Here is a 21,741-nt window from a genome sequence, read left to right as displayed (position 1 = left end):
GAGGTGCGAGTGTTAACGAGGAGGAAGAGTCTATGGCAGATGCATTAGTTATTGTCGAGTCGCCTGCAAAAGCGAAGACAATTGGCAAATATCTAGGTAGTAAATATATTGTAAAGGCATCAATGGGACATATTAGAGATCTACCGAAGAGTCAAATTGGTGTTGAGGTGGAGAATGATTTCAGTCCCAAATATATTACTATCCGCGGTAAGGGATCTATATTGAAGGAATTGAAAGACGCTAGTAAAAAAGTTAAAAAAGTTTATCTCGCAGCTGACCCCGACCGCGAAGGGGAAGCAATTGCTTGGCATTTGGCGCATGCGCTGGATTTAGATAATACACAAGAATGCAGAGTTGTTTTTAATGAGATCACCAAACAAGCGGTAAAAGATGCTTTTAAGACACCGCGTAAGATTAATATGGATCTCGTGAATGCACAGCAGGCTAGACGTATTCTGGATCGACTGGTAGGGTACAAGATTAGCCCTCTATTATGGAAGAAAGTCAAAAAAGGTTTATCTGCTGGACGTGTACAATCCGTTGCCGTGAAGATCATTATGGATCGTGAGAATGAAATCTCCGCTTTTGTACCCACCGAATATTGGAGCATAACAGCGAAGCTTGGAATCCGGGATTCCGTCTTTGAAGCTAAGTTTCATAAGCTGAATGGTGTGAAAAAAGAACTGAACCAGGAAAGTGATGTTCAGGAGGTTCTTGAAGCCATTAAGAACGCATCTTTTAAGGTGAGTGATGTGAAGGAGAAGGAAAGACAACGTCATCCTTCAGCTCCTTTTACCACCAGTTCACTTCAACAGGAAGCAGCTCGTAAGCTTGGATTCCGTGCCGCTAAGACAATGTCCGTTGCACAGCAGCTATACGAAGGTGTGGAACTCGGTAAAGAAGGTACCGTAGGTTTGATCACTTATATGCGTACTGACTCCACGCGTCTCTCTGTCACCGCTCAGGATGAAGCTAAAGAGCTTATAACAGCTAAGTATGGTGAGAAGTTCTTGCCAGAATCCCCACGGCAGTATTCTAAAAAGGCAGCTGGAGCACAGGAAGCGCATGAAGCGATTCGTCCTACCTCGGCATTACGCGAACCTGAAATGGTCAAAGAGTTCTTGAGCCGTGATCAATTCCGTCTCTACAAGCTAGTGTGGGAGCGGTTCGTATCAAGTCAGATGTCTTCTGCCCTGCTGGATACGCTTTCGGTCGATATTGCTGCAGGTACTGCTACATTCAGAGCTGTTGGTTCGAAGGTTTCATTCCCCGGGTTCATGAAGGTTTACGTAGAAGGCAACGATGACGGAACTACAGATGAAGACAAGTATTTGCCGCCGCTTCAAGCGGGAGATGCTTTAAATAAGCAGGAGATCGAGCCTAAGCAGCACTTTACACAACCGCCTCCACGATATACGGAAGCAAGACTTGTAAAGACGCTTGAGGAGCTGGGTATAGGCCGTCCAAGTACATATGCCCCAACGCTGGAAACCATCCAGAAGCGTGGTTATGTGGCTATTGAAGAGAAAAAATTCATGCCAACCGAACTTGGCGAGCTTGTAATAGAGCAGATGGAGCAATTTTTCCCCGAAATCCTAAACGTTGAATTCACCGCGAACATGGAAGGGGATCTTGACCATGTGGAAGAGGGCTCAGAAGACTGGGTAAAGGTTCTTGCAGAGTTTTACGAATCGTTTGAGAAGCGTTTGGTATTCGCGGAAGAAGAGATGAAAGAAATTGAGATTGAAGATGAAGTCTCTGATGAGATCTGTGAGAAATGCGGCAAACCTCTCGTGTATAAGCTGGGTCGCTTTGGGAAATTCCTAGCATGCTCTGGCTTTCCGGATTGCCGAAACACGAAACCGATTATCAAGGATATTGGCGTAACTTGCCCTAAATGTCATGAAGGTAAGGTTGTGGAGCGACGCAGTAAAAAAGGGCGTGTTTTCTATGGCTGCGACCAGTACCCTGGTTGTGATTTCGTTTCATGGGATAGACCTTCTATAAAACCATGTCCATCATGTGGATCTTGGATGATTGAGAAACGTAATAAGCAAGGAGCCAAGCTACAATGTACGTCTTGTGATCATACAGAGGCGGTTCTAGACAACGAAGAAGAATTAGCAGATTAATAGTCTCTATGGGAGGAAAAAAGACAGTGTCAGATACAGCAAAAGTAACAGTAATTGGAGCGGGTCTCGCAGGAAGCGAAGCCGCTTGGCAAATAGCATCACTAGGAGTACCGGTAAGATTATATGAGATGAGACCCGTAGTAAAGACACCAGCCCATCACACGAATCAATTTGCTGAACTGGTATGCAGCAACTCCTTGCGTGCGAATGGATTAGGAAATGCTGTAGGTGTATTGAAGGAAGAAATGCGGCGTTTGAACTCTCTTGTATTAGGTGCTGCTGACCGACACGCGGTACCCGCAGGAGGAGCACTCGCCGTAGATCGTGACGGATTCTCAGGTGAGATCACCCATACTTTGCATAATCATCCGCTCGTTGAAGTCATAAATGAAGAACTTACGCATATACCGGAGGAAGGGATTGTTGTTATTGCAACGGGCCCACTAACTTCACCGGCATTATCTGCTGAAATAAAAGGGCTCCTGGGTGAAGAGTATTTCTACTTCTATGATGCAGCAGCACCGATTGTTGAGAAAGACACCATTGATATGAACAAGGTGTATTTGGCTTCCCGTTATGATAAGGGAGAAGCGGCTTATCTGAATTGTCCGATGACAGAAGAGGAGTTCGACGTGTTTTATGATGCGTTGATTTCTGCTGAGACAGCAGCACTCAAGGATTTTGAGAAAGAGATATACTTTGAGGGCTGTATGCCTATTGAAATCATGATGAAACGCGGCAAGCAAACAGCGTTATTTGGCCCAATGAAGCCAGTAGGACTTATCAATCCGCATACAGGTAAACTTCCTTACGCGGTTGTGCAACTCCGTCAGGATAACGCTGCTGGCACACTTTACAATCTTGTTGGTTTTCAGACCCATTTGAAATGGGGCGAGCAGAAGCGTGTATTCTCGCTGATCCCTGGTCTTGAGAATGCTGAATATGTTCGTTATGGTGTGATGCACAGAAATACATTTATTAATTCTCCTAAGCTTCTGCACCCAACCTATCAGATGAAAGGCAAGGAAAGACTCTTTTTTGCTGGACAGATGACAGGTGTAGAAGGTTATGTGGAATCAGCTGCTTCCGGGCTCATTGCTGGCATTAATGCTGCACGGGCAGCACTCGGACAGGAAGGACTGATCTTCCCGCAGGATACTGTTCTAGGCAGCATGCCAGCTTATATTACTTCTGCCGATCCAGAGCATTTTCAGCCTATGAATGCCAATTTCGGTTTGTTGCCGAAGGTAGAGAAGAAGATCCGCAATAAGAAGGAAAAGAATGAAATGTTAGCTCATCGCGCTCTGGACAGTCTTGCCGAGTATGCCAACCGTACAGGACTCGCTTATTCGGAGCCGGAGGTTGTCGATAGCGAACAAAGCCCATCTTAAGGAGGTAACTTACAATCATGGTACCCAGCTTTCATGCGACTACAATTTGTGCTGTAAGACATAACGGACAGGCAGCTATAGCAGGTGATGGACAGGTTACATTCGGAGAGAGTGTTATTATGAAGACGACGGCCAGAAAAGTCCGTCGCCTGTACAGAGGACAAGTAATAGCAGGCTTTGCGGGGTCCGTTGCGGATGCTATTACCCTATTCGAAAAATTCGAGGGCAAGCTGGAGGAGCATCATGGGAACCTGCAGCGGGCTGCAGTTGAATTAGCGAAGGATTGGCGTCAAGATCGTATTCTTCGGAAGCTTGAAGCTTTGATGATTGTTATGGATAAGGAAGGAATGCTCCTGATCTCCGGAAATGGTGAAATTATCGAACCGGATGATGACGTTCTTGCGATTGGTTCCGGTGGTAATTTTGCGCTGGCTTCAGGTCGAGCACTCAAACGTCATGCACCCAATCTCTCCGCTGCGGATATTGCTAGAGAATCGCTTCAGGTAGCATCTGAAATTTGTGTGTACACTAATTCCAACATTATTGTTGAACAATTATAGACTCAGTGCCATAGAGACAAGGAGGAATTCACGATGGTGAATCAATCGCTTACACCCCGTCAAATTGTAGCCGAATTGGATAAATATATCGTAGGTCAGAAGCAAGCCAAGAAATCGGTAGCCGTTGCGCTTCGTAACCGGTATCGGCGCAGTCTGCTAGCAGAGGAACTGCGTGATGAAGTCGTTCCTAAGAACATCTTGATGATCGGACCTACAGGTGTGGGAAAGACAGAAATCGCCCGGCGTCTAGCAAAGCTTGTTAATGCACCGTTCATCAAAGTGGAGGCCACTAAATTTACTGAAGTCGGTTATGTAGGTCGAGATGTGGAATCTATGGTTCGTGATCTGGTAGAGACTTCTATTCGTATGGTGAAGCTTGAGCGTACGGAGAAGGTTAAGGATCGTGCGGAAGAACTGGCTAATGAGCGGATTGTTTCTATATTGGTCCCTTCGTCTTCCAAAAATAAATCACAAAAGAATCCTTTCGAGATGATTTTTGGAGGGAATTCTGCCCAAGAGGACTCTAAAGAAGACGCTGAGCAGGATGGAAGCCTAAGTGAACGCCGCCGTGGGGTTAGATTTAAGCTGTTAGCTGGTCAGCTGGAAGATGACATCATTGAAATTGATGTTGAGGATACAGCGCCAACTATGATGGATATGTTTGCAGGTCAAGGAAATGACCAGATGGGTATGAATATGCAAGAGATGTTCGGCAGTTTGCTGCCTAAGCGGACGAAGAAACGTAAGCTTCCTATTCGCGAAGCGCGCAAGGTACTCATTCAGGATGAGGCGGCCAAGCTGATTGATATGGATGATGTGATCCAGGAATCCGTGACTCGGGCTGAACAATCAGGCATTATTTTTATCGATGAAATCGATAAAGTAGCGAGTCAGGGAAAAGGGTCTGGACCGGATGTGTCGCGTGAAGGCGTGCAACGGGATATTTTGCCGATTGTAGAAGGCTCGACCATTATGACGAAATACGGTCCTGTGAAGACAGACTATGTACTCTTTATGGCTGCCGGAGCTTTCCATATTGCTAAGCCTTCAGATTTGATTCCAGAACTTCAAGGTCGTTTTCCGATTCGCGTAGAGCTGAGTAGTCTAACGTTAGAGGATTTCGTTTCTATTTTGACGGAACCAGAGAATGCTTTAACTAAACAATATGTGAATCTGCTTAAAACAGAAAATTTAGAAGTGGAATTCCAGAAGGATGCTATACATGAGATCGCCAAAATAGCGGCTTCAGTGAATCAAAATATGGAGAACATAGGTGCCCGGCGTCTTCATACTATTTTGGAGAAGCTGTTAGAGGATCTTTCTTTTGAAGCACCTGAGCTGACTTTAGAAAAAATGGTTATTACCCCGGAGTATGTGCGCGAGAAATTGGCAAGTATAGCTCAGGATCGTGATTTAAGTCAGTATATTCTTTAAAGCGACAAAAAAACAAAAAATCTATGTATTTTGAATTTGGGCATAACGGATTAGATAAATTACAAATTGGTGTCGTGAAAACGTAAAATTATGTCAAAACATGCAATTAAAAAGAAAAAAATGAGTTGAAAATGTAAATAAATAGTAATAAAGTGCTAAAAGCCCTGTCTTTTCTAAAAAGATAGGGCTTATTTCTTATTGTAATAATATACAAATTAAATGAAAATCAATGTATGTGAAAATGCTAAGTGTTATTCATTGCGACAGCGTTCGACGGAATACCGTAAATTTAGAGTATTTTTTTCTTTATTTGTCGAAAGCAAGCAGGTTTTTTGATGGAAGTTGTGGAATTCTTTTCATTATGATAGCTTTGAAAGGAGGAATTGTCTTGGGATTGCTGAATAGTGTCAGTTTTCAACGATTGCAGGGAGGCATTGATGCTGCCTATAAACGACAAAATGCTCTAGCAAATAATGTGGCTAATCAAGATACGCCCAATTTCAAACGTTCTGATGTTTCATTCGAAAGTATCCTACAACAACAGGAAAGTGGAATCCAATCTACACTTAGAGCGAAAGTTTCGGATACCCGGCATTATCAATTTGGCAGCAACACAATTGTTCCCGCTGCTGTTGAAAATACTGATGAAACTACCTCTATGAACAATAACGACAACAATGTGGATGTAGATCGCGAAATGGCGTTAAGCGCAGAGAATCAGCTTAGGTATAGTTCTTATGTTGAACAGATTAACAGTCAGATTTCGATGATGCGAGCCGTAATTCAAGGAGGATAAGAGAGTATGAACTTTGGAAGTAGTTTTGGGATCAGCGCATCTGCATTAACGGCTCAACGGTTGCGGATGGATGTAATTTCTTCCAACGTAGCCAATGCTGAAACTACAAGAGCATCCGTGGTGGATGGCAAGGCTGTTCCTTACCGACGTAAGTTGGTTGTTTTGGAAACGAACGAAAGTAATAAATTCTCGAATATACTAAATTCGAAAATGAATAATAGCAATGAAGGGGTTAAGGTGCAGTCGATCATAGAAGACACTTCACCATTGAAGCCGGTATACAATCCGAGCCATCCCGATGCGGATGCTGAAGGATATGTCTATATGCCAAACATAGACATTACCAAAGAAATGGTTGATATGTTATCTGCATCACGCTCTTATGATGCCAATGTTACGATGCTTAATGCATCCAAAGCTATGGTAAGCAAGGCACTCGAAATTGGTAGATAAATGAATGTTAATTAACTTAAGGGGGGGAAACAGTTGATACAGAATATATCTAATGGGGTTCAGGCTGTACAGCAGCTTGCAATGAAACCGACATCTTCCGAAGTTTCATCCACTCCTGCTAATTCGATGGAGAGCTTTGGCTCTTATCTTGAGGATGCGCTCAATAAAGTGGCTGATCAGGAACAACAAGCTAAGGATATGAGTAATAAATTTGTATTGGGAGAAGTGAACATTGACGAAGTGATGATTTCTTCCCAACAGGCTCTACTGAGTTTACAGTTGACTACACAAGTCCGGAACAAAGTGATTGAAGCCTATCAAGAAATTATGAGAACTCAAATATAATAAATCCTAGCTTAGTTTCGGATGGGGTGACACTGTGAATGAAAGATTTGCCCAATATCGGGAGAAGGTTCTCTTGTATTGGAACAGATTTAGTGGTAAACAGAAGATTTTATTCTTTTCAACATTGTTTATCATTCTAATAATAATCGTAGTTATGACCATGCAGCTTTCAAAAACAGAATATGAAGTAGCATTTCAAGATTTGGACAGTACGGATTCGGCTGGAGTAATGAAGGCCTTAGATTCAGCAGGTGTTTCATACCGATTAAGTCAAGATGGAAAGAGTATTTCTGTACCTAGTACAGAAGCAGCTCGGGTCAAGGTGGATATCGGTTCTCAGGGGATTGTTCAAGGTGGCTCTATCGGATATAAAGTCTTTGACGAAAATTCGTCAATGATAGGTACAACAGATAGCGAGTTTAACGTGAAGTACAATAATGCATTAAACGGTGAAGTTGAACAGTTAATGAGACGTATGCAAGGGATTAAAGATGCAAAAGTGCTGATTAATTTGCCTAAAGAGACAGTTTTTGCCTCACAGGCTGATCAGGAGCAGGCATCTGCATCCGTTGTGCTTTCATTTGATCCAGGATTTAGACCTACCCAAGACAATATTGACGGGTATTTCAATCTTGTGAAAACTGCTGTGCCTAATTTACCAATTGACAACATTACCATTGCAAATAATGAAATTGAATTAATGCCAACAGCTAAAGGTGGACAGGCTGGTGTCACAAACCAAGTTGAAGAAAACTTCGCTCTTCAGAAGAAATTCGAAGAAGAAGTAAAGAAAAATGTGAAACAATTCCTTAGCACTCTTACCGGTCCTGATAAAGTGGATGTTCTTGTGTTCTCAAAGTTGAACTTTGACAAGGAAAACCGGAAGGAAGATCTTGTTACCCCTGTGGATACAGAGAACATGAGGGGGATTGAGATCAGTTCACAAATAATTAGTAATTCGTATTCGGGTCAAGGTAACACGACTGGCGGAGTGGCTGGCACTGGTTCTCAAGATGTTACGGGCTATCCTTCTAATGCGGGTGCGGATACTTCTACCTCGGAGGAATCTTCGGAAACGAGGAACTTCGAAGTTAACCGAATTACTAAAGATGTTATTGCTAGTCCGTATACTGTTAAAGACTTAACCATAAATGTTGCAGTTGAACCACCTTCAGGAGAAAAAAGTTTAGATGATGCAACATCAGCTGCAATTCAAAATATTTTGGTGAATATTGTTCGCGCTTCTCTTGCAGATTCAGGTACTACATATACAGACGCTGATTTGACCAAAAAGGTTTCGGTCTACTCGCAACAATTTGGTGGCACCGATGCCAACACCGTTAAAGGTGGTCTCGCTTCTTGGATGATATGGGCTATCGGAGCAGCAGCATTGCTGGTTGGAGCAGGTGGAGGATATCTAATCTACCGGAGTCGTAAACAGACTGTGGAAGAGGAAGATGAAGACATTCCATTGCAGGTTCCTACTGAATTTCCTTCTATTAACTTGGAGAGCGTGACGAATGAAAGTCAAGTTCGTAAGCAATTGGAAAGTTTGGCCAAGAAGAAGCCAGACGAATTCGTAAATCTGCTGCGTACATGGCTTGCAGACGAACAGAGGTGAACTAATGGCAAAGGCTAGCCAGCAGGGACTTAGTGGCCGTCAAAAAGCTGCGATCCTGCTTATCACACTAGGGCCCGAGGTATCGGCGCAAATTTTCAAACATTTAAGAGACGAGGAGATTGAACAGCTGACTCTTGAAATTGCTAATGTTCGCAAAGTGGACAGCGGTGAAAAAGAGTCGATCATGTCTGAATTCCATCAGATATGCCTCGCCCAGGAATATATATCACAAGGCGGTATTAACTACGCTAAAGAAATTCTGGAGAAAGCGCTTGGGTCAACAAAAGCAATGGAGGTCATTAATCGTCTGACTGCAACATTGCAAGTAAGACCTTTCGATTTTGCACGAAAAGCGGATCCTAATCAGATTCTCAACTTTATCCAGAATGAAAATGTACAGACTATTGCACTTGTATTGTCTTATCTGCAATTTGAACAAGCTGCTGCAATCCTTTCCTCGCTTCCTCAAGAGAAGCAGGCAGAGGTGGCTAGAAGAATTGCTGTGATGGACAGTACCTCTCCAGAGGTAATTACGCAAATTGAACGTGTGCTGGAGCAGAAGCTTTCCGCTACAGTAACCCAGGATTATACAAATGCCGGTGGTATCGAATCAATTGTACAAATCTTGAATGGGGTTGACCGGGGGACAGAACGTACGATTCTGGATTCTCTCGAAATTCAAGATCCAGAGCTTGCCGAAGAGATCAAAAAACGGATGTTCGTATTCGAAGATATTGTTAATGTTGACAATCGTTCAATACAGCGCATTGTTCGTGATATCGATAATGCGGATTTACAGCTTGCACTCAAGGTTGCCAGCGAAGAAGTACGGGATGTTATTTTCAGAAATATGTCCAAGCGTATGGCAGAAACGTTCCGAGAAGAAATGGAATACATGGGTCCTGTGCGGCTGCGTGATGTTGAAGAAGCACAGACTCGTATTGTAGGCACGATCCGCAGACTCGAAGAGTCTGGTGAAATTATCATCGCTCGTGGCGGAGGAGATGACATCATTGTCTAAGCTGATCAAACACTCCCAGTATGTTCCGGTTGATGTCTTTAAGAGACTGGAACAGGCCCGGCAATATGCGGGCCTAACTGAGGAGCCCGTTCCCGAGGAGACTTTAAGCGAGACTGACTATCATGATCCCGCACGTGAAGAGGCAGAAGAGACGCGTAAGCAAATGCTTAAGGACGCTCAGGATTTTGCTGAAGAGCAGGTTCGGAATGCATCTCTTGAAGCGGAACAGATTGTAGAGTCCTCGAAAGCGGAGGCTGAAGAGTGGTGGAAACAACGGCGTGAGCAGGATGAACATCTGATCGAAGCTATCAAAGCTGAAGCTCATCAGCAAGGTTATGAGGAAGGTGTTTCTCAGGCTGAGGAAGAGATGAAGCATAAGATCGCAGAGATGATGGAAGAAGCGCGTGCTGTTTTGACTGAGGCGTATAAAGCAAGAGAAGTGATTATTCAGGAAGCAGAGCCTTTTTTAGTAGAGTTAAGCTGTGATATTGCAGAGAAAATTGTGGACAAGCAGTTAACGGTAGAACCACAATTCGCAATGGACTTAATTCGCAAAAATCTGGCTCGTAAGCGAGAACAGGGTTTGATCTCACTTTGTGTATCCCCAGCGCAGTTCGCTTTTGTGAATGCTGCTCGGGAAGAATTATCACTAGCTGTTGATTCACAGGCCGAACTGCAAATCTTACCCGACTCAACGGTAAAAGACCAAGGATGTGTTATCCGCTCTTCCTTTGGCAGCATTGATGCTCGAATCGACACACAGCTCGCAGAGATCAAGAAAGAGCTGGTAAGAATTGCGCTGGACACCGATGAGCAGAGAAATGGGGAAGACGATGCTTAATAGCAACCGTTATAAGGAGCAACTTCGTAATCTCGATCCGGTGAGGATCAATGGGAAAGTGACGCAGGTAATCGGTCTAATGGTTGAATCGGAAGGTCCTGACGCAAGTATAGGTGATGTATGCTACATCTACCCTTCTAAAGGAAACAAACCGCTGCAAGCTGAGGTCGTTGGTTTCCGTGATAACAAGGTACTATTGATGCCACTTGGTGAACTGCAGGCGATTGGACCTGGTTGTGATGTAGTGGGCACTGGTAAGCCGCTTAGCGTGCAAGTAGGTTCTGAATTGTTAGGAAAAGTACTGGATGGTCTGGGGCAGCCGCTTGATGGCTCTCTCATTCCAGCACGAATGCCACATAGCTCTACCTTTAATATTCCTTCCAATCCACTTAATAGACCGCGGGTGCAGGAACCCATCAGTATTGGTGTGAGAGCGATTGACGGTTTGCTAACGATTGGCAAGGGACAACGGGTCGGTATTTTTGCTGGCTCGGGGGTCGGCAAGAGTACTTTGATGGGGATGATTGCCCGGAATACATCGGCCGACGTAAATGTTATTGCTCTGATTGGTGAGCGTGGCAGAGAAGTATTGGATTTCATCGAACGTGATTTGGGACCAGAGGGCTTGCAGCGATCCGTAGTAATTGTTGCTACCTCTGACCAACCTGCATTGATTCGCATAAAAGGTGCGCTTATCGCTACAACGATTGCCGAGTATTTCCGCGATCGTGGCCTTAATGTAATGCTGATGATGGATTCGGTCACCCGTTATGCCATGGCCCAACGTGAAGTTGGACTTGCAGTTGGAGAACCGCCAGCCATGCGGGGATATACACCTTCGGTGTTTGCCAGCTTACCCAAACTGCTGGAACGCGCCGGTACAGGTCCTACAGGCTCTATAACAGCCTTCTATACGGTACTGGTTGATGGTGATGACATGAACGAGCCAATCGCAGATGCAGTCAGAGGAATACTTGACGGACATATTGTACTCAATCGAAATATTGCTAACAAAGGACACTTTCCAGCAATAGATGTTCTTTCCAGCATAAGTCGAGTAATGAAGGATATTGCTCCAGAAGAACAGATTGCAGCAGCGGAGAATGTGAAACGCCTTATGGCCGTTTATAAAGATTCAGAGGATTTGATTAATATTGGAGCTTATCAAAGAGGCTCTAATGCTCAAATTGACGAGTCGATGGAATTTATCGACAGTATATGGGATTTCACCAAACAAAAGGTGAATGAAAAAGTTACGCTGGCTGAAGTTCAACAGTCTTTAATTTCACAGTTCTCAAGGAGTTGATTCGGTATTATGAGGTTTCATTATACTTTTCAAAAAGTCGTTGACTTGAAGGGCAATGAGAAGACACAGGCAGAATGGATGCTCTCAAGCGCGCTTGGAGAATTGCAGGCACAGGAAAGAAGCCTGGATGAACTCATCTTTCAGCGGAGTGCTATCATGCTATCCTTACAAAATGCCGCAGAGCAAAAGACACCTATGATTAAGATTCGTGAAATGCAGGAGTATGTGGAATATCTGGATAAATGCATTGCCCGTAAGCATACGGACATTAGCCGTGCACATCAAGAAGTCCAGAAGAAACAAGATCAGTTAAGCACTAAGGTTTTAGATGAAAAAGTATGGTTGAAGGCAAAAGACAAGGCTGAGACACTGTTTCAGCAAAGTATGATTTTACGGGAACAAAACGAACTGGATGAGATGGCAACCGTCCGCTTCGCGATGAAATCCCTCTAACCCGGGAGGTTTCCGCTAGTGGCTAATATTGATAATGATATGGAACTTGAAAATGAAGGGTCAGCGGGGAAATTTGAGCGGTTCTTATTCTTAATGATACCGATTATCTTCACGCTAGTACTGCTTGGAGTACTGTTGACGCTTTTTAATATGGACATTCGTAATAATGTGCTTGAAGTTGCGAATAAAATTCCTATCCTGGAAAAATGGGTTCCTGATCCGCCTGCAGATCCTTCTAAACCGAAGGAAGAAAGCAAAAAGCAGGAAGTGAGCTCAGCGACAACGATTAAGGAGCTTAAAGCTCAGCTCGCCCAGCAGGAAGAAAACCTGAAGAAGGTTACAGATGAAAAAACAGCCCAGGATACCAAGGTTCAGGCGCTAGAGTCACAGATTGAGGGTATGAAGAAGGAAGCTGAAACCGCAGAGGCAAGCACAGAAGAAACTGAAGATCCTTATCAGAAACAGGTTTCTGATTTGGCTAAGCTGTATGCGGGCATGAAAGCTTCGAAGGCTGCACCGATCATGGAGAATTTAACTACAGAAGAAATGGTACAGATCTTCAGTGTCATGAATAAAGCGAGTAAAACTGCGATTTTGGAAAAAATGGATCCGCAAAAGGCTGCAGATGTAACGATTAAGTTAAAAGAAACCACATCTTCGAGTGACATGGCGATCGCAGCCCTTCAATCTAGATTGAAGAAAGATGCCGGCACAACAGCAACAGCAACAACCAGTAAGAATTTGGATAAGGAAAAGTTGAATCAGACCTTCAGCTCAATGACTCCTGCTAATGCGGCATCGTTACTAGGAGAAATGTACAAGATTAGCCCTGATAAGGTCGTGACGATTATGAATACCGTAAGTGATAGTGTTCGTTCATCTATTTTGGGAGAAATGACTAAAAATGATAGCGCGCAAACTGCGAAAATTGTTAATCGTCTGATGGGTGCTAAATAGATAGGGAAAGGAGGTGAAAAATAAATGAGTTTAGTCGTTCAATCGCTTGTCAGTGCAAACGCAACTGCAGTAAACGGGAGTTCATCGACTACAACGGGCACAACAACGACGGCTGCACCATTTGCTCAAACCTTGGTACAAACCATGGGAGGCAATACCAACACCTCGTCGACTCCAGCTGAACCCCTATTGGGAAATCTAGCTTCTTTGCTGCAAGGCCTGTTAAAGGAAGTGCAGCCGACTGGAGAAGAGCAAGCAGGGCAAGACACTCAGAAGGGTGAGCTCCTTGAAAAACTTGCTGCTGATGTTGAGAAACTGGATGAAAGTATCAGTAGTGATCCAGCTCTGTTGGTAGCCTTGCAAGCTTGGATTCTTCAGGTATCTGCACTTCTATCTGGAAGCCATGCTGCAGAGAATACTACTACAACGGAAGCAGAAGTGGCTGGAAGCTTGTCACCATTGGCACAGAATGCTGATACATTAAGATTTGCAGTTCAAGATGACTTGCAAAGTTTAGTTTCTATGATTCAAGAAGCTGCAGTAAGTGGCAATGAGGAAGTTGCAACTAAGGGAATCAGTTTATTGAATAATTTCACAGCGCTTTTAGAAGAGTCCTCCTCTAACACTAATAAGGGGAAGGGAAAGACCAGCAATGTGAGTATTAATTCTGATTCTTCCTTACAACAGCCCGTTATTACTGAAAGCAAAAATAACCAAACGGATAAAACAATTCAGAATGTGAGCAGTCGTTCCGGAGAAGCTGTTGTAGTGAAAAATGATACGGTTGTAAGCTCGCCTGTGACATCAGGAACTGTGCAAGAAGCTGAAGCAGAGACTGCGAACACACCGTTAATCAAGACAGGCGTAACCGGTGAAACGAAGACAACAGAATCTGCTCAAGATTCCCCGCTAGGAAGTACAGCTAACGAAGGGGATCATGAGGTTGTTACTGCGGGGCAGTTATCTCTGCGCGGAGGAATTACAGCACCGCTGAAGGCTGAAGTGCCAGCAGCACCTGTTCCGGTTCAGCAATTTGCTCAGGAAATGACAGGTTTCATTACAGGCAAATTAGAGATTGTGCAAAAAGGTGGAATCGCTGAAGCGACTATATCCCTTTTTCCAGAAAATCTCGGACAAGTTGATGTTAAGATCACCATGCAAAATGGTCATTTAGTTGCCCAGTTCATGACTGAACATACCGGCGCTAAAGATATGCTGGAACAACAAATGAACCAGCTTCGCGCTGCATTGCAATCTCAAGGTCTTCAAGTGGAGAAGCTGGAAGTTACGCAAAATAATACCCCACTCAATTCGCAATGGGGGCAGGAAGGACGCCAACCTAATTCCGGAAGTGGACAGCAGGGTAGACGTTCCAAAGAAAGCAGAGAGGAAGCCAGTGATGCTGTTCTAGCCGCAGAGCTGAATGGTGAATGGAAGGACTGGGTTTCAAATGCGGGACAAGAAGATCAGTCCCAAGGTGGATCTTTTTCTGCTAAGGCTTAACTTTAATAACAAAGGAAAGAGAGGTGAGTGGTTATGGCGACAACAGTTCCGGTCTCTACTAAAGATCAGTGGAATTATACAACTCCCGACTCTAGTGCACGCACAACGGGTAATTCTACTTTAGGTAAGGATCAGTTTTTGAAGATTTTGATTACTCAGCTGCAAAATCAAGATCCGATGCAACCGATGGAAGATAAAGAATTTATTGCGCAAATGGCCCAGTTTACATCCGTGGAGCAATTGATGAATATCTCTACTCAGCTTAATGCTATGAATCAGTCCCTTGGATCTGTATCCGGGTTGATTGGTAAAGATATTACTTGGACAGACACCGCCACAAAGCTGCCTAAGACAGGTAATGTTGAATCTATCGTTGTTAGCAATGGTATTCAATATGCGGTTGTGGGAAAAGACAGAATTGCTTTAACCGATATTACACAAATTCAGAATGCCGCAGCAACACCAGAAAGCGGTTCTGGTACAGATAGTAATACTCCGGAGAATAGCGGAGGAAGCGGGGCGAGCATATGAGTGACAGGCTTACTATAGGCCAACTGTATCCTGCGTCCCTGCATTCTACAACGTTACAACGATCTTCGCTGCCTAAGCAGTCTGTGGCGGGGGAAGCTTCTTTTGAGAGTTTACTGCAACAGAAACTATTAAAATTCAGCAATCATGCTGCTAAGCGCCTAGAACAAAGAGGGATAGAGCTTGGAAGCGGTCAGTTGGATCAAATTTCATCTGCTGTGGACAAAGCTGCTGCTAAGGGAAGTAAAGAATCCTTGATATTAATGAAGGATTTGGCGTTTATCGTTAGCGTTCCTAATCGCACAGTAGTTACTGCTATGGATGGTAACTCGATCAAAGATAATGTATTTACACAAATCGATAGTGCAATAGTGATTTCATAATAGGCTGGTCCTAACGGAAAGCCGAGGCGGCCGCTGACCGACTGACGCGGTCCCAATTCACTTGGAAAGTTATTAGGACTCTATAATCTGGGAGGACATTAAACATGTTAAGATCAATGTATTCAGGGGTTTCAGGAATGAGAGGCTTTCAAACTAAGCTTGATGTAATCGGTAATAATATTGCTAACGTAAACACTATCGGGTTTAAATCCGGACGTGTTATGTTCAAGGATATTATGAGCCAAACCGTTTCTGGTGTTACTGCACCGGGTGAGGATGGTCAAGGTGGGGTAAATGCGAAACAAGTTGGACTAGGTGTTAGTATTGCTTCTATAGATACCCTACATTTGGCTGGTAGTGCTCAAACCACCAACAACCCAACAGATTTACGTATCGATGGAGATGGTTTTTTCCTGGTTAAGCTTACTGAGGATCAAGATACTGCATTTTTGACCCGCGCCGGAGATTTCCACATTGACGCTGCGCGTAATCTGGTTACCGCTGACGGACTTCATGTTTTAGATTCCGACGGTGGGATCATTCAATTAGGTGACGATGTAACGGCGTTTTCTATCTCTAATGATGGAACAATTGTTCAGACCATGGAAGATGGAACGACTGGAGCTGGGGTGAAGATTGGTGTAGCCAAGGTTACTAACCCATCTGGTCTGGAGAAAATCGGAGGCAATCTGTATCGTATGACACTTAATGCGAATGCAGAAGGCGAACTAGTTCCGACTACAGCGAACAATACAGAAGATGGCACCGGGGCAATCATCTCTGGACAGCTGGAAATGTCCAATGTGGATCTTACCAATGAATTTACAGAAATGATCGTATCACAGCGTGGATTCCAGGCGAATTCCCGTATCATCACAACTTCTGATGAAGTGCTGCAGGAAGTAGTAAACCTGAAGCGTTAATTTAATCAATAAATTTTATATTTTCTTAAATGGTTCATGCGGAGTCGTGGGGGAGTTACTCCTCCCCCTATTTTGTTAGGAGGCCTGTTATGATATCGGTAACAAGATTAAATGGAACACCGATGTGGATCAATGCCCTACTGGTCGAAATGGTAGAAGAAAGCCCGGATACATATATTACGCTCGTAACCGGAAAAAGACTGATCGTTCTCGAAAAAGCCGATGAGGTTATTACGAAGATCCGGGATTATAACAGGGACATAGGCACATATGCTGCCACCATTAAAATCCAGTCAATGGAGGAGCTAACATGAAAAAGATGATGCCGTGGCTCATCACGATATTACTAGCGATTACTCTGATCGTGGTCGCCGCATTTTTACTAATGGACAGGATCTTTCCGAAAGATACGAACGAGGTAAGTGCTGCTGTTCAAAATGTGGAAACAAAACATTTAACTGCAGATGAAATCGTCGAATTGACGGCAGAGATCATTGATATCAAAACAAATCTTGCTGATCCCGATTTTATCCTTCAAGTAGATTTCGCCTTCCAACTGAGTTCTGCGAAATCAAAGGAAGAATTCGAAAAAATAAAAGAGATCAAAATCAAACCAATAATTATCAAGACGCTTGCAGATACCAAACCTGAGGACCTTAATGGAGCGAATGGAAAAGATCAGCTTAGCAGTAAGCTTATTAATCTGATCAATAAGACATTGACTGAGGGCCAAATTACTCAGATCGAAATCACCAAATTCCTTTTGGCTTCTGTGTAGCTTTATTCCTGATAATTCTTTGATGGGGGGGTGATTGAATTGGTTGATGTACTATCACAAAACGAAATTGATGCTCTACTTGCTGCACTTTCTTCAGGTGAGATGGACGCCGATGAACTTAAAAAGGAAGAAACTCAGAAGAAAATCCGCTCTTATGACTTTAAACGGGCTGTCCGCTTTTCCAAAGATCATATCCGCAGTCTTACACGGATACATGACAATTTCGCCCGTTATCTTACAACGTATTTTTCAGCCCAATTGCGCACCTTCGTTCAGATTAATGTCGTTCAAGTAGAGCAGCTCCCTTATGATGAATTTATTCGCTCCATACCGAAAATGACGATATTGAACATTTTTGAAGCAGAACCTTTAGAGGGCCGCATGGTAATGGAAGTTCATCCTAACATTGCTTTTGCTATGCTGGACAGGTTGCTTGGAGGCTTTGGAACTGCACCTTCTAAGATTAATGCTCTAACTGAGATCGAAACAACGATTATGGAGCGCATCTTTAGTAGATGTTTTGAGAGTCTGCAGGAGGCTTGGAAAACGGTGCTGGATATTCATCCGCGGATGGAAGCTCTTGAGACGAACCCGCAGTTCATGCAGATTGTATCGCCCAATGAGACCATTGCATTAATCTCTCTAAGTACCAAAATTGGAGACACAACAGGCATGATCAATCTTTGTATACCGCATGTCGTTCTAGAGCCTATCATGTCCAGACTTTCTGTTCACCAATGGTTTGTGACAGAGAAGAAGACGCGGGATGAAGATGAGCTTCTGGCCATTAGAGCTAGAGTTCATAAAGCGAAGCTGCCGATTGTTGCTGAACTTGGAGAATCGAGCTTATCCATATCTGAATTCCTAGGGCTTAGCGTCGGTGACGTGATTTCTCTCAATAGAAACGTAGATTCTGGACTGTCGATTAAGGTAGGGGAGAAGCTTAAGTTCATCGGAAGTCCCGGAATGGTTAAAGATCGGGTAGCCGTGCAAATAGACGAAATTGTCAATGAAGGAGTTGAAGAATTTGACGAGTAAAGATTATTTATCCCAAGAAGAAATCGACGCCCTTCTGAGACAATCTGCGGAGGGCTCATTAGCTCCTACGGAGAAAACGGTAGATGACTATCTAACACCGTTTGAACAGGATGCTTTGGGCGAAATTGGTAATATAACGTTTGGCAGTGCAGCAACAGCACTTTCCACTTTACTAGGGAAAAAAGTAGATATTACAACCCCTCAAGTTTCGATCATTACACGCGGGGAGTTTGAAATCGCTTTTCCTAAACCGCATGTAGCTGTTCACGTTCAATATGTGGATGGGTTTCAAGGGATTAACTCACTTGTTATTAAGATTAGGGATGCGCAGGTTATTGCCGATCTGATGCTTGGCGGTGCTGGCGAACCTAAGGATGAAGAGTTGAATGAAATTCATATTAGCGCTGTGCAAGAAGCTATGAATCAAATGATGGGTTCTTCTGCTACATCGATGTCTACGATTTTTAATCGGTTTGTTAATATCTCACCTCCGGGTATCGACATTTTAAATATGTCCAGCGGAGAAGGAGTAGGCAGTCTGCCAGACGATGAGACCCTAATTCGTATTTCGTTCCGGCTTAAAATTGGTGATTTGATAGATTCTACTATTATGCAGCTCTTGCCTGTTCAGTTCGCAAAAGATATGGTATCCATGCTTCTTGGTGATGTTAGTCCTGCAGAGGAGGAGGCAGCGGTCACAATGGCTGAAACACCTGCCGTGACTAATTCTGCTGAGACACCACCTCCAGCACCTCCGGTGCAACAGGCGCCCTCACAGCCTGCAGGAGGAACGCAACCACCATATCCACCGCAGGGTATGCCACCGTATCCAGGGATGCCAGAAGGCGGGTATTATTATCCTCCAGCGGGTATGCCAGCATACGGAATGCCTGGGATGCCACCATACGGTATGCCACCGCAAGGGATGCCATATGGACAGACACCACCGCTTAATTCTGAGGCAAATCGCAATGTAAATGTACAGCCTGTGCAATTTGCAAATCTGAATGGTGGGGCCTTTGGTCATATTGATGAAAATAATTTAAATTTATTGATGGACATACCGCTTAGAGTAACCGTAGAATTAGGAAGGACCCAGAAGCAGATCAAAGATATTTTAGAAATGTCACAAGGCTCAATTATTGAGCTGGACAAGCTCGCAGGTGAGCCTGTAGATATTTTGGTTAACAACAAGCTTATTGCCAAAGGTGAAGTCGTTGTTATCGACGAAAACTTTGGCGTACGCGTTACGGATATCGTCAGCCAGTGGGACCGAATTCAGAAATTACAATAAGCATACTTAGGGAGGATTTTGTAAAAATGGCTAACCGAATTCTAATCGTGGACGATGCAGCATTTATGAGAATGATGATCCGTGACATTTTGTCGAAAAACGGATTTGAAGTAGTGGGCGAAGCTCAGGACGGTTCTCAAGCGATAGAAAAATTCAAGGAACTGCGTCCGGACCTCATCACGATGGATATTACTATGCCTGAGATGGACGGAATCGCCGCCCTGAAAGAAATCAAAAAAGTAGATCCGGCTGCAAAGGTTATTATGTGTTCAGCCATGGGCCAGCAGGCTATGGTTATCGATGCAATCCAAGCAGGAGCTAAAGACTTTATTGTGAAGCCTTTCCAAGCTGACCGGGTTATCGAAGCTATTAACAAAACGTTGGGCGCGTAGGATAAAGTCATGTTATATTCCGAAGCGTTCGGAAGCAGTAACACCCTGCTGAATTTGTTTAAAGTTATTATTGTCCTGGCGATAATCATTGTACTTATAGTGGTACTAATTCGTTTTCTTGGACGACGTAATCAGACCTTTATGAGCAACCGTTCCATAAGAACGCTTGGTGCAATTGGGCTTGGACCTAATAAGTCGATGCAGGTTATCGAACTGGGAAGCAGTCTTTACTTAATCGGGATTGGTGAGAATATATCCATTTTGGATAAAGTCACCGATCCGGATGAGGTAGCATTGATCATTGCGGCATTTGAGGATCAGTCCTCTAACCAGAATAATTTCCTCGCACCGCTTATTGCCAAGGTAAAGGTAAAGCTGCGTGGGGAGGTTCCATCTCAGGAAATTGAACTTAGTGAAACATCATCTTTTTACGAGACTCTGCAATCCAAGCTTCGTTCTGCACCAGAGCGTAAAGAGAAAATGGAAGAGCTGCTTCGGGATGATGTTACTAAGGATGAGTCGAGGAATATATGAAAAAGAAGCTAATTCTTGCTATTCTGCTGTTCGGTATTATCAGTGTGGTTATGATGACGCCGATACATGCTGATCCTATACCTAATGTTAATATTCAGGTCGGTAATGAAGGTTCAAGCAGTGGTACCAGTTCCATATCAATTCTTCTTCTTGTTACGGTTCTGAGTATTGCTCCGGCGTTTCTGGTTCTTATGACTAGCTTTACTAGAATTGTAATCGTATTAGGTTTTGTGAGAACCTCGCTGGGTACTCAGTCTATGCCTCCGAACCAGGTGCTGGTAGGACTTGCTCTGTTTCTGACCCTGTTCATTATGTCACCAACGCTGGCCACAGTGAATGAAAACGCGTTGCAGCCGTATATGAAGGGGACAATCACCCAGACGGAGGCTTTTGATAAAGCTGCTGATCCGATGAAAGAATTTATGTTTAAACAGACGAATACCAAAGATCTTCTGTTATTTATGAAATACACCGGTTATACCGGATCTACTAAACCGGCTACATACAGTGATATTCCACTGACGGTGATGGTGCCAGCTTTTGCGATAGGTGAACTGAAAAAAGCTTTTACAATGGGCTTCTTAATTTTCATACCATTTCTGATTATTGATATTGTTGTGGCGAGCACGCTGATGGCCATGGGAATGATGATGCTTCCCCCGGTTATGATTTCATTACCTTTTAAAATAATGCTCTTCGTACTGGTAGACGGCTGGTACTTAGTCATTAAATCACTACTTCTTAGTTTTAACACCTGACCTAAAGAGGAGGCATGAGGGATGAGTACGGAGTTTATAATTGGTCTGGCAAGCCAAGTCGTATATTTAGTGCTGGAAGTCAGCGCACCCATGCTGATTCTTGGTCTGGTGGTAGGGCTAATAATCAGTATTTTTCAGGCTACGACACAGATTCAGGAACAGACGCTAGCGTTTGTTCCCAAAATCGTCGCAGTGCTATTGGCTTTATTAATATTTGGTCCGTGGATCATCACGAAGCTGGTTGACTTTACAAGCCAAATTTTGGGTAATCTCTATATGTATATTGGTTAAACAATGAGC

General features: G+C 43.8%; 25 protein-coding genes. All 25 read left to right on the top strand.

Annotated features, from left to right (window positions below; genetic code table 11):
* The first annotated feature begins 32 nt into the window (after positions 1-32).
* Positions 33-2,132: a type I DNA topoisomerase gene (gene topA / locus MKY14_RS09725; protein WP_076190872.1), complete on the top strand. Its 2,100-nt coding sequence runs from the start codon at positions 33-35 to the stop codon at positions 2,130-2,132.
* An 8-nt stretch (positions 2,133-2,140) separates the two neighbouring features.
* Entirely contained in the window at positions 2,141-3,523 is a 1,383-nt protein-coding gene (gene trmFO / locus MKY14_RS09720) for an FADH(2)-oxidizing methylenetetrahydrofolate--tRNA-(uracil(54)-C(5))-methyltransferase TrmFO (protein ID WP_076100371.1), read from the top strand.
* 17 nt (positions 3,524-3,540) lie between these two features.
* On the top strand, positions 3,541-4,083 hold the full coding sequence (gene hslV, locus MKY14_RS09715; RefSeq protein ID WP_036688562.1) for an ATP-dependent protease subunit HslV: 543 nt from the start codon (positions 3,541-3,543) through the stop codon (positions 4,081-4,083).
* 33 nt (positions 4,084-4,116) lie between these two features.
* The gene (hslU, locus tag MKY14_RS09710) at positions 4,117-5,517 is read left to right on the top strand and encodes an ATP-dependent protease ATPase subunit HslU (protein ID WP_036688559.1); all 1,401 of its coding nucleotides are present in this window, start codon (positions 4,117-4,119) and stop codon (positions 5,515-5,517) included.
* Between the two features lie 388 nt (positions 5,518-5,905).
* Positions 5,906-6,313: a flagellar basal body rod protein FlgB gene (gene flgB / locus MKY14_RS09705; protein WP_036688558.1), complete on the top strand. Its 408-nt coding sequence runs from the start codon at positions 5,906-5,908 to the stop codon at positions 6,311-6,313.
* 6 nt (positions 6,314-6,319) lie between these two features.
* A complete protein-coding gene (gene flgC / locus MKY14_RS09700; RefSeq protein WP_340976381.1) occupies positions 6,320-6,766 on the top strand; it encodes a flagellar basal body rod protein FlgC in 447 nt (148 codons plus the stop codon).
* A 33-nt stretch (positions 6,767-6,799) separates the two neighbouring features.
* Entirely contained in the window at positions 6,800-7,111 is a 312-nt protein-coding gene (fliE, locus tag MKY14_RS09695) for a flagellar hook-basal body complex protein FliE (RefSeq protein WP_036688553.1), read from the top strand.
* Between the two features lie 34 nt (positions 7,112-7,145).
* Complete coding sequence (fliF, locus tag MKY14_RS09690; RefSeq protein WP_076182681.1) at positions 7,146-8,732, top strand: flagellar basal-body MS-ring/collar protein FliF; 1,587 nt, start codon at positions 7,146-7,148, stop codon at positions 8,730-8,732.
* Positions 8,733-8,736: 4 nt separating this feature from the next.
* Positions 8,737-9,753 (top strand): flagellar motor switch protein FliG, encoded by a 1,017-nt coding sequence (fliG, locus tag MKY14_RS09685; RefSeq protein WP_036688550.1) that lies wholly within the window; start codon positions 8,737-8,739, stop codon positions 9,751-9,753.
* Positions 9,746-10,594: a FliH/SctL family protein gene (locus MKY14_RS09680; RefSeq protein ID WP_036688548.1), complete on the top strand. Its 849-nt coding sequence runs from the start codon at positions 9,746-9,748 to the stop codon at positions 10,592-10,594. Before fliG ends, MKY14_RS09680 begins: the two co-directional genes overlap by 8 nt.
* The gene (gene fliI, locus MKY14_RS09675; RefSeq protein WP_036688546.1) at positions 10,587-11,900 is read left to right on the top strand and encodes a flagellar protein export ATPase FliI; all 1,314 of its coding nucleotides are present in this window, start codon (positions 10,587-10,589) and stop codon (positions 11,898-11,900) included. The genes MKY14_RS09680 and fliI overlap by 8 nt, the downstream gene beginning before the upstream one ends.
* 9 nt (positions 11,901-11,909) lie before the next feature.
* Positions 11,910-12,353, top strand: a complete 444-nt coding sequence (gene fliJ / locus MKY14_RS09670) for a flagellar export protein FliJ (protein WP_036688544.1) — start codon at positions 11,910-11,912, stop codon at positions 12,351-12,353.
* Between the two features lie 39 nt (positions 12,354-12,392).
* Positions 12,393-13,310 carry a MotE family protein gene (locus tag MKY14_RS09665; protein ID WP_076127908.1) on the top strand — a complete coding sequence of 306 codons (918 nt, stop codon included), beginning with the start codon at positions 12,393-12,395 and terminating at the stop codon, positions 13,308-13,310.
* 24 nt (positions 13,311-13,334) lie between these two features.
* Positions 13,335-14,813, top strand: a complete 1,479-nt coding sequence (locus tag MKY14_RS09660; protein ID WP_340976380.1) for a flagellar hook-length control protein FliK — start codon at positions 13,335-13,337, stop codon at positions 14,811-14,813.
* A 33-nt stretch (positions 14,814-14,846) separates the two neighbouring features.
* Positions 14,847-15,344, top strand: coding sequence for a flagellar hook capping FlgD N-terminal domain-containing protein (locus tag MKY14_RS09655; RefSeq protein WP_036688543.1), 498 nt, complete (start codon positions 14,847-14,849; stop codon positions 15,342-15,344).
* Positions 15,341-15,724, top strand: coding sequence for a TIGR02530 family flagellar biosynthesis protein (locus tag MKY14_RS09650; RefSeq protein ID WP_036688541.1), 384 nt, complete (start codon positions 15,341-15,343; stop codon positions 15,722-15,724). Before MKY14_RS09655 ends, MKY14_RS09650 begins: the two co-directional genes overlap by 4 nt.
* Before the next feature lie 104 nt (positions 15,725-15,828).
* Complete coding sequence (gene flgG, locus MKY14_RS09645; RefSeq protein ID WP_036688538.1) at positions 15,829-16,647, top strand: flagellar basal body rod protein FlgG; 819 nt, start codon at positions 15,829-15,831, stop codon at positions 16,645-16,647.
* A gap of 89 nt (positions 16,648-16,736) precedes the next feature.
* Complete coding sequence (locus tag MKY14_RS09640) at positions 16,737-16,961, top strand: flagellar FlbD family protein (protein WP_036688535.1); 225 nt, start codon at positions 16,737-16,739, stop codon at positions 16,959-16,961.
* Complete coding sequence (locus MKY14_RS09635; protein WP_076100380.1) at positions 16,958-17,425, top strand: flagellar basal body-associated FliL family protein; 468 nt, start codon at positions 16,958-16,960, stop codon at positions 17,423-17,425. The genes MKY14_RS09640 and MKY14_RS09635 overlap by 4 nt, the downstream gene beginning before the upstream one ends.
* 39 nt (positions 17,426-17,464) lie before the next feature.
* Positions 17,465-18,463 carry a flagellar motor switch protein FliM gene (gene fliM, locus MKY14_RS09630; protein ID WP_036688529.1) on the top strand — a complete coding sequence of 333 codons (999 nt, stop codon included), beginning with the start codon at positions 17,465-17,467 and terminating at the stop codon, positions 18,461-18,463.
* The gene (fliY, locus tag MKY14_RS09625; RefSeq protein WP_076182668.1) at positions 18,453-19,757 is read left to right on the top strand and encodes a flagellar motor switch phosphatase FliY; all 1,305 of its coding nucleotides are present in this window, start codon (positions 18,453-18,455) and stop codon (positions 19,755-19,757) included. The genes fliM and fliY overlap by 11 nt, the downstream gene beginning before the upstream one ends.
* 26 nt (positions 19,758-19,783) lie before the next feature.
* A complete protein-coding gene (locus tag MKY14_RS09620) occupies positions 19,784-20,149 on the top strand; it encodes a response regulator (protein WP_076127811.1) in 366 nt (121 codons plus the stop codon).
* Positions 20,150-20,158: 9 nt separating this feature from the next.
* On the top strand, positions 20,159-20,683 hold the full coding sequence (locus MKY14_RS09615) for a flagellar biosynthetic protein FliO (RefSeq protein ID WP_076127813.1): 525 nt from the start codon (positions 20,159-20,161) through the stop codon (positions 20,681-20,683).
* Positions 20,680-21,441 carry a flagellar type III secretion system pore protein FliP gene (fliP, locus tag MKY14_RS09610; RefSeq protein ID WP_340976379.1) on the top strand — a complete coding sequence of 254 codons (762 nt, stop codon included), beginning with the start codon at positions 20,680-20,682 and terminating at the stop codon, positions 21,439-21,441. The genes MKY14_RS09615 and fliP overlap by 4 nt, the downstream gene beginning before the upstream one ends.
* A gap of 21 nt (positions 21,442-21,462) precedes the next feature.
* Complete coding sequence (gene fliQ, locus MKY14_RS09605) at positions 21,463-21,732, top strand: flagellar biosynthesis protein FliQ (RefSeq protein WP_340976378.1); 270 nt, start codon at positions 21,463-21,465, stop codon at positions 21,730-21,732.
* Positions 21,733-21,741: the final 9 nt, after the last annotated feature.

Origin of the sequence: Paenibacillus sp. FSL R5-0887 (genome assembly GCF_038002305.1) — a bacterium.
Taxonomy (GTDB): domain Bacteria; phylum Bacillota; class Bacilli; order Paenibacillales; family Paenibacillaceae; genus Paenibacillus_AQ; species Paenibacillus_AQ odorifer.
Note: the sequence above shows the minus strand (reverse complement) of the source record. Positions and strands in the feature narration are given on the sequence as shown.